Source organism: Psychrobacter sp. LFX-11D, assembly GCF_904846475.1.
GTDB lineage: Bacteria > Pseudomonadota > Gammaproteobacteria > Pseudomonadales > Moraxellaceae > Psychrobacter > Psychrobacter cryohalolentis.
In genome coordinates, this window is record NZ_CAJHAV010000001.1 from 208,602 (window position 1) to 220,522 (window position 11,921).

12 protein-coding genes are annotated in these 11,921 nt (G+C 43.2%); 8 read left to right on the top strand and 4 right to left on the bottom strand.

The genetic code is table 11. From position 1 onward, the window contains the following. Nucleotides 1–106: 106 nt before the first annotated feature. Entirely contained in the window at nt 107–442 is a 336-nt protein-coding gene (locus JMX75_RS00925; RefSeq protein WP_201530589.1) for a pyrimidine/purine nucleoside phosphorylase, read from the bottom strand. A gap of 549 nt (nt 443–991) precedes the next feature. Between JMX75_RS00925 and recN the strand changes: the two genes are divergently transcribed. The 7 genes from recN (at nt 992) to xerD (ending at nt 7,350) form a co-directional block, all read left to right on the top strand. Continuing rightward, a complete protein-coding gene (gene recN, locus JMX75_RS00930; RefSeq protein WP_201530590.1) occupies nt 992–2,671 on the top strand; it encodes a DNA repair protein RecN in 1,680 nt (559 codons plus the stop codon). A 130-nt stretch (nt 2,672–2,801) separates the two neighbouring features. Next, nucleotides 2,802–3,365, top strand: a complete 564-nt coding sequence (locus JMX75_RS00935) for a YqgE/AlgH family protein (protein WP_201530591.1) — start codon at nt 2,802–2,804, stop codon at nt 3,363–3,365. 50 nt (nt 3,366–3,415) lie between these two features. Further along, the gene (gene ruvX / locus JMX75_RS00940; RefSeq protein WP_020442455.1) at nt 3,416–3,937 is read left to right on the top strand and encodes a Holliday junction resolvase RuvX; all 522 of its coding nucleotides are present in this window, start codon (nt 3,416–3,418) and stop codon (nt 3,935–3,937) included. Between the two features lie 221 nt (nt 3,938–4,158). After that, nucleotides 4,159–4,698 carry a hypothetical protein gene (locus JMX75_RS00945; protein WP_201530592.1) on the top strand — a complete coding sequence of 180 codons (540 nt, stop codon included), beginning with the start codon at nt 4,159–4,161 and terminating at the stop codon, nt 4,696–4,698. Between the two features lie 60 nt (nt 4,699–4,758). Then, nucleotides 4,759–5,019: a sulfurtransferase TusA gene (gene tusA, locus JMX75_RS00950; RefSeq protein ID WP_020442453.1), complete on the top strand. Its 261-nt coding sequence runs from the start codon at nt 4,759–4,761 to the stop codon at nt 5,017–5,019. Nucleotides 5,020–5,089: 70 nt separating this feature from the next. After that, on the top strand, nt 5,090–6,304 hold the full coding sequence (locus JMX75_RS00955) for a methyltransferase (RefSeq protein ID WP_201530593.1): 1,215 nt from the start codon (nt 5,090–5,092) through the stop codon (nt 6,302–6,304). Between the two features lie 107 nt (nt 6,305–6,411). Further along, nucleotides 6,412–7,350, top strand: coding sequence for a site-specific tyrosine recombinase XerD (gene xerD / locus JMX75_RS00960; protein ID WP_201530594.1), 939 nt, complete (start codon nt 6,412–6,414; stop codon nt 7,348–7,350). Between the two features lie 123 nt (nt 7,351–7,473). Here xerD and JMX75_RS00965 read toward each other — a convergent pair whose 3' ends face one another. After that, nucleotides 7,474–7,917: a hypothetical protein gene (locus tag JMX75_RS00965; RefSeq protein ID WP_011512431.1), complete on the bottom strand. Its 444-nt coding sequence runs from the start codon at nt 7,915–7,917 to the stop codon at nt 7,474–7,476. 381 nt (nt 7,918–8,298) lie between these two features. Here JMX75_RS00965 and JMX75_RS00970 point away from each other — a divergent pair, with 381 nt between their 5' ends. Continuing rightward, on the top strand, nt 8,299–8,907 hold the full coding sequence (locus JMX75_RS00970) for a class I SAM-dependent methyltransferase (RefSeq protein WP_020442451.1): 609 nt from the start codon (nt 8,299–8,301) through the stop codon (nt 8,905–8,907). A 73-nt stretch (nt 8,908–8,980) separates the two neighbouring features. On the opposite strand, the gene lptG is transcribed toward JMX75_RS00970, so the two are convergent. Together lptG and JMX75_RS00980 are read right to left on the bottom strand one after the other, a co-directional pair. Beyond that, nucleotides 8,981–10,207: an LPS export ABC transporter permease LptG gene (gene lptG, locus JMX75_RS00975; protein WP_201530595.1), complete on the bottom strand. Its 1,227-nt coding sequence runs from the start codon at nt 10,205–10,207 to the stop codon at nt 8,981–8,983. Beyond that, the gene (locus JMX75_RS00980) at nt 10,207–11,493 is read right to left on the bottom strand and encodes an LPS export ABC transporter permease LptF (protein WP_201530596.1); all 1,287 of its coding nucleotides are present in this window, start codon (nt 11,491–11,493) and stop codon (nt 10,207–10,209) included. The genes lptG and JMX75_RS00980 overlap by 1 nt, the downstream gene beginning before the upstream one ends. Between the last annotated feature and the right edge of the window lie 428 nt (nt 11,494–11,921).

The following is an 11,921-nucleotide window of genomic DNA, read 5'->3' on the forward strand; positions in this document are numbered from 1 at the left end:
TCTAAATAATGTCAGCAAAAAAAAGAAATAAACCTGATAAGATTTATTTCTTTGGAATCATTGGCTTTTTGGCGTTATCAATTATCTAAGCGCACTTTGAAGCATATTAGCCTTCTAAGTGGCAGATATACTGGACAATCTCTTCTGTGCGTAAATTGAAACCACTATTACCTTCAACCACGAATGACTGTCCTGCGCGGTAGTAGCTGAACTCCTCTTCCCCATTTATTTTGACTTCACACTCACCGCTAGTGATTTCAATACGTTCAGATGTATTGGTACTAAAGTGATAATGCTCGACCAAATTATCACAAGGCAAGATAACACCTAATGTTTTATGACGACCGTCCTCAAACATAATGGTATGGCTTGAGCAACGACCATCATAGGATATCGTGGCTTGAGCATTGACTGTTACATTAGTAAATTGCGCCGCTGTCATAGTGGCTTCCTTATCAAATAATTATTGCCAACTAAAAAACCAAATTGAATGTGTAGATAAGCAAATGCTTAGATAAGCGTTGTTATATCTACCTTTTACCATCGACTCTAAATCATTTTTACTTTGCTGTGCGCTGATTATAGAATTGATTTATCTTATAGGTTTAAAAATAACCATTTATTACTGATAGTTACTGACACACAGGTTTGTATCATGTTCTACAAGCTAACTGCTCTGTCGTAGAATGCACGAAAATCTGGTGGTAAGAGTTTATCATTATGTGAGATTATGCTACCACATTATATCTATAAAGTTTGTTACAGCGGCAAGAAAGTTCCGCTTATTATGATGGCTTTAAGTGATGTTATTGATTACCTTTAATATTTGTATTTAAGATTATTTGCCACCATACTATTTGCCAATTGCATTTATCTATGTTGCAGTATGAACTGAACCGATTCATTCCTTTATTTAACCTATTGTAGAGATAACCTCCTTGTACGACATTACATCGTATTTGAGGTTTGTTGTCTGTCATGAGAGGCGTTGATGCTAGTATCATTAACTTTAAATCAGTTTGCGTTAATTGCTCAGCATGAGCTGAGTGTGGCTGAAGGCTTCAATGTCATCACTGGTGAAACAGGCGCTGGCAAATCACTATTACTCGATGCGCTGTCTTTATGTATCGGCGAGCGCGCAGACAGTGCAATGGTCCGGCATGGCGCGGCGCACGCGGATATCTACGCGCAATTTGATGTAGAAAACAATAGTATCATTGCTGAATGGTTTGCCAAAAATGAGCGGGCTTTAGAAGAGCCAGATGTATTGATTCGTCGACAACTTAGTAATACAGGGCGCTCAAAAGCATGGTTAAATGGCACACCTGTCAGTTTGGCTGAGCTTAAGAGTTTGGGTGCATTGCTGGTCAATATTCATAGTCAACATGCTCAGCAGGCGCTACTCAAGCCACAATTTGTAGTGCAATGGCTAGATGAAATGGCACAGATAACTTCTCTTGCTACGCAGACCTCAAGTAGCTATCAAACTTATCAGCAACTTAAACGCCGCGCTGACGATCTCGCTAGCCGTGAAGCTCAGCGCCAAGATCGTATTCAACTGTTGCAAAGCCAGTTAGCAGATATCGCACCGTTATTGGTCGTTGATTATGCAGAAGTAGAAGCAGAACACGAAGAATTATCTAATATTGAAGCACTAATGATTGAGGCCAGTCATGGCTTGCATTTACTCGATAATGATACCGATGAGCCCGATGTAATGACCTTGCTCGGGCAAGCAATTAAACTATGTGACAATCAAATGAGCGTGAGCCAAACCTTTGAGCAAGCCTCAGAACAGCTGCATTTGGCGCAGCAGCAAATCACTGAAGTGACAGGATTGCTATCAGATTATGCTGAGCAGCAATTGCCTGACCCTGAGCGTTTGCAGTCATTAGACAGTTTAATCAGTTTAGGTCATCGCCTATCACGTAAGCATAACTTGCCAGCTAGCGACTTGATTCATGAAGCAAAAGGCTGGGAAGCGCAATTAGAACAATTAGAAAACGAGCCAAGCAGTGATGCAATGGCGGCACAAATTGAGCAAGCATGGCAAGAGTATATAGCACTAGCAACTGAGCTAAATAAAAAACGCGCTAAAGCTGCCCCGATTGTCAGTAAACAGCTGATTAAGCAACTACAGCCGCTTGCCCTACCTAATGCACGTTGTGAATTCGTTTTTACCAAAAAGACCGATGTCAGCCAATATAATGGACAAGGCTGTTATGATATAGACTTATTATTCAGCGCCAACGTCGGTATGCCGATGCAGCCGCTACACAAAATCGCTTCAGGCGGTGAGCTATCACGTATGGCGCTAGTGATGCAGGTCTTGCAAGCGACCAATGCAGATAATAATGCGGCAAAACCTATGCTAGTCTTTGACGAAGTCGATGTTGGTATCAGTGGTGGTACGGCACAAGTGGTGGGTGAGCTGTTGCGCGCCCTTGGGCAAACGCAGCAATTACTCGCCATTACCCACCAAGCCCAAGTCGCTGCGCAAGCGCATCAGCATATCTTGGTACAAAAACACCATGACGAGCAAACTGAAAGTGAGCTTGTCATCTTAACCGAGAGTGCGCAAGTAGATGAGCTGGCACGTATGTCTGGTGGTGTTATTATCACCGATGTCACTCGTGACCATGCGCGCAGTCTATTGAGCGATGTTAAATGATCATTGATTGACCACCATAAACACCTTCTGACGGCTAAATCCTTGCTTTAGTTGATTTTTTATTCATTATCGCCATATAGTGGTGTCAGCTCTGTTATTTTACCTTTATTAGTAGGTTGCATTTGTCTCTATGTCCAAAGCCAATTTGACCCATCATTTTTTAATCGCGGCGCCTGAACTGTCAGACCCACGGTTTGAGCAGGCGCTGATTTATATCTGTCGTCATGATAAACACGGTGCCCTCGGTCTGATGGTCAATCGTCCATTAGAGCAGGCACGCGTGGGAAAACTGCTAGAAGATCTGGATATTGAGGTTACAAACGCACAGGTGATGGAAGATCTGGCATTAGAAGGTGGACCTATGTACCCTGAGGTTGGCTTTGTACTGCATACAGGGCAGCCAGAATGGGCATCCTCATTTGCCATCTCAGAAAATGTCTGCATCACTACCAGCCAAGATATCCTCAAACGTATTGCAGCCGGTCAAGGCGTTGGTCATTATCAGCTCTGTTTAGGTCATGCCAGCTGGGGTAAAAAACAGCTCGATCGTGAGCTTGCCAACGGCGATTGGCTGGTATGCCCTGCTGATTTAAACTTATTGTTTGATACGCCTTTTGAGGAACGGTGGCAAATGGCCGCTGATAAGATTGGGGTTAATTTTGATTATTTAAGCAGTGACATCGGTCATGCTTAATTTCATACGCTGAACGAATACAGAACTAAAAATAGGAAACACCCCTTATTATGGTAGATAGCACTCTTATAAAAGACAGTACTGACACTAGCGTTGCTGAGCCAGCGATTAAGCCACACCTTATCTTAGCCTTAGATTATGGGGTTAAAAAAATGGGCATGGCACTCGGTAATAGCTTGACAGAAACGGCGCGTGCCTTTGATATTTTAGCGATGAATAATGGGCAACCTGATTGGGATAATCTACTCGGTATTATCAAGGTTTGGGGCGTGGCAAAGGTAGTAGTCGGACTGCCGTTAAATATGGACGGTAGCAGCTCTATGCTGTCAAAACGCGCACATAAATTTGCCCGTCGTCTGGCACATAGAATCATGGAGCAGCATTTACCTGTCATCGTATCTCTATGCGATGAGCGCCTAACATCGGTCGCCGCGCGTGAGATAGCATGGGAAAATGGCTGGATTAAACATGAGCGCGCTCCGATTGATGATATCTCTGCCTGTATTTTAATGTCGACCTACTTTGCTGATCCTCATAGCAGTATCGCCATCGACGCCATCAAAGCAGATTAATTGAGCATTAGCTTTCTTTTTAATGTCCCATCAATACCTGATATAGTCCGTTCTACATAAAAGAAATACAAATGTTATCAATCACTACTGGGGTTAATTTTCCTTGCTTGCTGTGCCTACGCAGACAGAGGCTGCGAATAATTAACCCCATTAGTTCTGTACCCTTTTAAAAGTGAATTAACTGTACCTCCTCAATCCAAACGAATAAATGACTGATTATTATGACCTCTGTCTCAGACCACTCTTTGCACAATTCTTTGCACAATAGCTCGCGACATGGTTTTGCACCGCTTGCTATTGCGCGTATCAAAGGCGCCCAACGTGTCAACCAAATAGCCGTCTATCTCATTTATGCCGCTATTATCGCTTTTATGGTTTTTGGCACCATTGCTAGTATCAAAGCTTTTCATGACAATCAGCTCCTGTATCAACTATTCTACAACTTACCTTATGCTTTGGTGGCACTGACTATTCCATTGACGCTATATAATGCCTTTATCATCTATCGCTATCGTCTCAATCAAACCTCGATGGTTATCATGACCATTGGTGTCTCAAGTATTATCCTGATCGGCGGACTGTTATTTGCCGATACGGCTTGGTTAGGATTGGCATCGTGGCTCGGTGTGGCTTTTTTATTTAAGGTGAGCTTTAAGCGCTTCTTTAATTTCTTAGCCCTATCCGACTTACCTGAGAATAATAACAGCACTGAAAACAATAAAGATATTATCGCTATTGACGCAGAAAATAGGCCTTTATAAAATCATTAGAAAACAAGTATTCAGCTACCAAACTTATCTATTAGGTTTATATAACAAAATATGACGACTTCAATATTAGACACGACTATTCACCATCATCTAGATACCCAAGGACTGATTTGTCCTGAGCCGGTCATGATGCTACATAAGACGATTCGTAAAGCGGATGGCGGCGATGTGATTGAGATATTAGCCACTGATCCTGCCACTACGCGTGACATTCCTAATTTCTGCCGGCACTTGGGACATACCCTTGTCCATCAAGAAACGCTAAACGATGCGCCAACCTATCGTTATTTAGTCAAGAAAAAGAGCGCTTAGCGCAATATATAATGCAGAAATATCTTTGCGTTATAAAAAATACATCATTCATATCTGAAAGGTAGGTCGCGTGTTAGCAACAGAAATACAGTACGTGCAATGGCACGAAAATGAAACCTTACGTCAGGCTCGCTGGTTGTCTCAAAGCAATCATGTGCCGCCTGCACGTATTGTTGTGGTCGACGACAAAACGACAGCCGATGAGGCTTATCGCTTGGCTTGTGCTGGAACGTCAATGCTGTGGCGCGGTGACTTTAATAATGCAAGGCAACTGCTGCAAGCCATCACTCGACGCATTGACCGTGCGAATGAGCGTTCTGAGCAGCGCAAAATTAACAAAGCGACCAACAAATCCGCTAAGTCCGCTAAATCTACAGATGAGGCTTCAGTATCCTCTAAAGACATCCCTAATCTTTTTCATCAGCAACGCCAAGTCCAATCTCAGCGTTCGCGCCTATTAAGCCGTTTATTATTAGAGCTTGATGCCGGTTATGTCAGCCAGTTACGCCGCGCCCCTGATGTCGGTGCTGCTTGTACCGCTGCTTTTGGTGAGTTGAATGAGTCATGTCTAATTTCATTTCGTGACCTGCAAGGTGCCTTAGGTGCGACAGGGTGGCGCGTAAAAGGTGTGGCAATCGAAAATTTGGGTTTATCAATTTTCCCACATTATGGCGTCTTTGCACCGACTCGTCATGAGTATGTACAGTTGTTGCTCGATGCACCGTTGCCAGCCGTTTATGATGTCGCCTTTGATATCGGTACCGGAACCGGTTTGCTTGCTATTATTCTGGCGCAGCGCGGTGTGAAGCAAGTGATTGCGACGGACTTAAATCCGCGTGCATTAGCCTGCGCTAGTGACAACCTTACACGTTTAGATTTACCTGCAGTGCAATTGCAGCAAGCGGACTTGTATCCGACTGATGCGCCATTGGCTAATTTGCTGGTCTGTAATCCACCTTGGTTGCCTGCCAAGCCAACCTCGCCCTTAGAATTCGCCGTCTATGATGCCAATAGCACGATGTTACGTGGGTTTTTGCAAGGCGCAAAGCAACATTTAGCTGAGCAAGGAGAGGTCTGGTTGATTCTGTCAGATTTGGCAGAACATTTGCAGTTGCGCAGCCGCGATGAATTATTGGGCTGGTTTGCTAATGCTGGTTTAGAAGTAAAATACCGTCTCGATACCCAACCTAAACACGGTCGAAGCCAAGACGATACTGATCCACTATTTGCAGCGCGTAATGCGGAAGTCACCTCGCTATGGTGTTTGGTAGCTGTTAATACTTAAAGGGTAAAAATGACTTTGCCAAATTTTATTAATTGATAATCAGTTTAAAATAAAAAATATCGTCTATATTAACTCGGATTTTCTTATACCACTACTGAGTATGTCTTATGAGCCGCGACCGTGCCGTACAGCAGCGCCAACCAAAAGCGCTGGCCGTAGATGATGAACCGGCTTATATAACCGAATTTCGTCAAGCAATGCTGGCTCGTGGTTTGGCCACACGTACCCGTAACGCCTATGTGCGTGATTTGCGCTCCTGCGAATTAACCAATCACGCGGCATTAACGCGTTGGCAGCCCGAAGACGTGCTCCACTGCCTGTCTATTCTCACTCAAGATGGCAAAACGCCGCGTACGCAAGCGCGCATGCTTTCAAGTTTGCGTCAGTTTTATCTGTGGATGATTGCCAGCAACCTACGTGAAGACAATCCTTGTGAGCGTGTTAAAAGCCCAAAACTTGGTCGTCCACTGCCAAAAGATTTGGCAGAAGCTGACGTTGATAATCTCCTTGCCGCGCCCGATAGTAGTACTGCGCTAGGGCTACGTGATAAAGCCATGTTAGAGGTACTTTACGCTTGCGGTTTGCGCGTCAGTGAGTTGGTTAACTTGTCTCTTGAACAAGTGAATCTAAACTCAGGCTGGCTGCAAATCACGGGGAAAGGCAATAAAACCCGCTTAGTGCCTTTAGGGGAATATGCATCAGATGCGCTTGAAGATTATTTGACGCATGGACGTGGTGATTTGATAGCCCATTTAAAAGCAGGAAATTGCCAAGCAGTGTTTTTGACCGCCCAAGGTGGCTATATGACCCGGCAAAACTTTTGGTATCTGCTAAAGAAATACGCCAAAGTTGCCAGTATTGATAAAGACCTATCACCGCATACCTTACGTCATGCTTTTGCTACCCATTTACTCAATCACGGTGCGGATTTACGGAGCGTGCAGTTATTGCTGGGACATAGTGATTTATCGACGACGCAGATATATACCCATGTGGCGACGGCTAGATTGCAAAAACTTCATGCTGAACATCATCCAAGGGGTTAGATTACTGATTTACGAGATATTATTAACAATATAAAAATTTATAAATTAAAGCAAAAAAACGGCAATATTATAATAATACTGCCGTTTTTTCATACTTAATAGAAACGTAATCTTGCTTATATGCTATAGCGATAATGAGGACAAGCCTGCATATTCTGTGCCTTTTGATAGTACATAACGCTTACTGGTTTCCCCATCCGTTAAGAAGCCACCAAACGTCTGTGATACAGCGCTAAACAGAATAATACTGACAGCAGACAATGCTTCTTCAGCCAACTCTGTGGTATTTAATAGCTCTTTGGCTTTGGCCACACTAATCACAGCACAGCTTTCATTTTCACTAAGACGAGGCTTGGTCTCTTCATTATAGTTTTTATAACAAAAAGCGATAGACACATATTCATCACAACCAGATAGCTCAGCCAGATAAGCTTTATCGATAGTTTTTACTGCTTCCACACATTTGACACCCGGCTGTTTTTTGAGAGGCTTAATACGCTTACTATGCACGATATGAATAAATGTTTCTTGCGCTGGGTTTATTTTCGTTTTGATTTTAGACTTCATATTTAAGCATCCTTTCTAATTAAGTAAAGCTTGGTGAGTTTAATCTTAGTAAGCTGGTACAACTCCTAGTATGACCGTAATTCTTCATATCAAGAAGACACTACAATAAATAGTTGACCAATTAGTTAGCTTTATTAGTATTCCATAGCTTCAATAAGGATGCTATAGCATTTACGATATAAATGCGTAAACGGGTAACTTCAACCTGACATAAATCTGACAATCGTTCCTGTCAAATACCCCTCCTTTAGTGCCCATCACAATTTCCACTAATACGTAGCTGCAAATCTTCCCTTTTATCGTTACAATACTCATCATAATGTGCACCCTGTTCATTTGAGCAATGCACCACCTTTTACTTATCTATAATCCGAGAATTCCATGAGCCATAGACCACCTAGCGATCTATTAGAAAAAGCAAAATACTGGCGCGAAGATATTAATTTTCGCGAAGACGTACTCGGCAAGCCGTTTGATTTTGCGACCACGTGGGGTATTTTTTCACCACAAAAGCTCGATGACGGTAGCTTGATGTTACTTGATTATGTGGATTTTCAGGCGGATGATGACTCGATAGATTTGGGCTGTGGCTACGGCGTTCTGGGTATGGCAGCAGCGCGCGAATGTCCTAATGGTCAGCATACTTTGATTGATAAAGACTTTATGGCAGTAGAATATGCACGCCTTAATTGTGAAAAGAATGGTCTAAAAAATGTCGATGTACATTTATCAAATGGCTTTAATCACGTGGCAAAAGACAAAGACTTTAGCCTTGTGATGTCAAACTTACCAGCCAAAGTAGGCAAAGAGCAGCATTACCTTTATTTCCTAGATGCTCATGCGCGTATGCGTAAAGGTGGACGCTTTTACGTGGTGACGATTAATGGCTTACGTCAATTTATGAAACGCTCATTTACCGAAGTCTTTGGTAATAGCGAAAAGGTAAAACAGGGCAAGACTTATACGATTACCATGGCAACCAAAGATTAAATCCTAGAATCAGACAAATAAAAAGCACGCTAAATCATATGGCTAAACTTTTAGATTTACCTCATTTTGAGAGTTACATCTGCCGTTTCAGTAAATATCCACCCAACAATGCACTGGCAATAATCGGTAATATCACCATCAGTAGCGGCGAAAAGCCCGTTGCTAGTGAAACAAAACCGACCAAATCCTGCACATAACTAAATAGCAGCCCAAATAATAATGCCACGACGATACGCAAGCCGAGACTGTGCGTACGCAATGAGCCAAAGACAAACGAGCAGGCGACAATCACTAATGACAAGATAGACAAGGGTGATAATAGCTTTTGCCAAAACGCCAGCTCATGACTTAAAGAGCGAGTGCCTTGCTGACGCATAAATTGACGATGCTCATAAAGTTGCGTAAGAGATAAATCTTCGGCTTGACGCGTGAGCAAATACACAGACTCAGGGGCAAACGGTAAACTCAATGTGTCTGTGGGCGATATGGCTTGGCTACTTTCAAAGCCTTGATTAATCATCAGCTTGGTCATATTGTTCAGCTGCCACTCATAACGATATTGCTCGCTCGGTTTGCTGCTAGCGGTAGCAAGCGCCTCGCGCCCGATATATTTACCACCTTCAGCATGAATGGCAGTTTGCAAGTTGCCGTTATTATCTAAGTGCCAACGCTTTACCTGACCGATATTCCCTTTGACATCAGCATAATCGATATACAAGATATCACTACCACTCGGCTTAGCACTGCCGTCTTTTGTATTCTCAAAGCGTGGTTGCACTGTCCAGTAACCACGTACTGAAGTCACTAGCGAGCTGTTATCCTCACTATTAATCTCATTTGCCAATTGATTGGAATACGGCAACACAAACTGGTTAATGAATAATGCTAATACTACAAAAATCATAGCTGGCTGCAATACCCAACTGACGATTCGATAAACGCTAATACCAGCAGCTCGCATGACGACCAGTTCACTGTTATTGGCCAGCAAGCCCAAACCAACGACCGCACCCAATAATGCCCCTGTTGGGATAAATTGTTCTAAAAAATAAGGCGAGCGATAAAAGATATATCTGATTGCCTCTCCCATCGTATAGCTATCATCTAGCGAATCAAGCTCAGATAAATAAGAGAATACCAGCTGTAATGCCCATAGCCCTATGACCGCCGCGATAATCGCTAGCAAGGCATTTAGTTTCACATAGCGGCTAAGCACTTTGAGGTTAGTCGGTTTTGGGCTAAGTAGCGATTGAGCATTTGGCGAATTCGGCTTCGATGATTTAGAGAATAGAGCACTCATTAGGATTGCCCTCCTTGTGAGCTACTATTTTGATTGTCGGTAACCGTCAAAAGCTCATTTTCTGGCTTGCGAAAGCGCAATCGGTGCTGCACGCGGCTACCCCAATTCATATACAGTGCCAATGCCATAAACCCTAAGATGAGCCATGCATAAGCCCACACGCTTACACTGCCTTTACCGACAGCATTTTTGAGTGAGATGATACCGAGTGCGCAGCTGACAAACAGTAAAATAGAGGGAAATAGGCGTAACCAACGACCTTGACGTGGACGAACTTGCGCCAGTGGTACGGCGAGCATCGGCGCAATAATCATCAGCCATGGTAACGATAAACGATAACCAAGCTCGCCTTGGGCCGCACGCATGGCATTATTACTGCCCACTTGCGCATTGCCTGTTGCCGCCTGCCATAACGGTCCAATCGCTTGCGTCTCGATATTGTCTTCAGTGATGACTTCTTTCGACGACTCCGTCAAGGTAATACGATAGCGATCAAAACCTACTTGATTGTATTTCAAGCTACCAGCCCCGACTTCATAACGGCGACCTTGGAACAAATCCAATTGGGTCACGCCACTATTGCCCGTATCTACTTGTTCAGCACGTTTGGCAAGCGTAATCGTGTCTTTGCTAATATTATTATTGGCAAGCGCTGTGGGCAATTCTGGAATATTAAGCTGTTCGGCAGTTTCGACATCGATGTTATTTTCAAGATCCATGGTACTATTTTTAGCAGTATTATTTTTAGCCCCACTGCCCTTTTTTTCAGGCTCAGACTGAATCAATATCACATCTTGTAATTGTTTTTTATCATCACTTAAACTGCCCACATACAGATGATAATTGCCACTGCTGATAAATTGATTGGGGCGAATTAAGTCAAAGGCACTGGTCAACGCTTGCTGTTGCCAGACATTCTCAGATGAACGCACGCCCCATGGCTTACCAACGATGGATAATGCTGCCTCACCCACAAACAATGCCAAAATCAATGGCGTCATCAAGCGCCCAAGCCGACCGCGCGACACGCCACTGGCATTAATCACCGCCATTTCTTGGTCAACATACAGGCGCCCAAATACCAGCATTAACGCAATAAAAAACGCTAATGGTAGGATAAGCTCTAAGAAATACGGTAGGTTATAACCAATGATGGTAAACAGCAAACCGATGTCTAAATTACCTTCAGCTGCGATACCAAAATAGCGTATCAAACGTCCGCCCAGCATCATCACCACTAAAAACCCCAAGACTAATGCGGTCGTTGAGGCAACTTGTTGGGTCATATAGCGGCGTAATATCACAGTAGGCACTCTTAGCGGTTGTAGAAGTTGGCGTTCGTGCGGTTCATCGCGACTGTATTGATAAGGACAGTTAAGCTTGACCAGAGACGATAGGCATAACCGCTAATGCTAGCATATTTCTAGAAAAAATAGCGTGGAAATGTGTTTGGAAACATTACCTAGCCGTTATCAATAACGCATTTATTACTCACTCATCAACAGGGTTAAATAGGGACGTAACTGCGTTATTTAAAACCTAATCGCATTATATAAGATATAAGCGCTTTAACTCAGACATCACGAGTAAGTCTCTCATACATGCTTTCTAACTGAATTTGTGTACTGTACGTATCACGTACTGAATACTATCAGCATTAGTTGTTAGTATTTAACGTTAGTTAACATTCAAAATTATTTAAGATTTAGCATCT

What these genes read in the sequence shown, in the direction of transcription:
- JMX75_RS00925 (WP_201530589.1), bottom strand. Translation starts at nt 442, where the DNA reads ATGACAGCGGCGCAATTTACTAATGTAACAGTCAATGCTCAAGCCACG.
- recN (WP_201530590.1), top strand. Translation starts at nt 992, where the DNA reads ATGCTAGTATCATTAACTTTAAATCAGTTTGCGTTAATTGCTCAGCAT.
- JMX75_RS00935 (WP_201530591.1), top strand. Translation starts at nt 2,802, where the DNA reads ATGTCCAAAGCCAATTTGACCCATCATTTTTTAATCGCGGCGCCTGAA.
- ruvX (WP_020442455.1), top strand. Translation starts at nt 3,416, where the DNA reads ATGGTAGATAGCACTCTTATAAAAGACAGTACTGACACTAGCGTTGCT.
- JMX75_RS00945 (WP_201530592.1), top strand. Translation starts at nt 4,159, where the DNA reads ATGACCTCTGTCTCAGACCACTCTTTGCACAATTCTTTGCACAATAGC.
- tusA (WP_020442453.1), top strand. Translation starts at nt 4,759, where the DNA reads ATGACGACTTCAATATTAGACACGACTATTCACCATCATCTAGATACC.
- xerD (WP_201530594.1), top strand. Translation starts at nt 6,412, where the DNA reads ATGAGCCGCGACCGTGCCGTACAGCAGCGCCAACCAAAAGCGCTGGCC.
- JMX75_RS00965 (WP_011512431.1), bottom strand. Translation starts at nt 7,917, where the DNA reads ATGAAGTCTAAAATCAAAACGAAAATAAACCCAGCGCAAGAAACATTT.
- JMX75_RS00970 (WP_020442451.1), top strand. Translation starts at nt 8,299, where the DNA reads ATGAGCCATAGACCACCTAGCGATCTATTAGAAAAAGCAAAATACTGG.
- lptG (WP_201530595.1), bottom strand. Translation starts at nt 10,207, where the DNA reads ATGAGTGCTCTATTCTCTAAATCATCGAAGCCGAATTCGCCAAATGCT.
- JMX75_RS00980 (WP_201530596.1), bottom strand. Translation starts at nt 11,493, where the DNA reads ATGACCCAACAAGTTGCCTCAACGACCGCATTAGTCTTGGGGTTTTTA.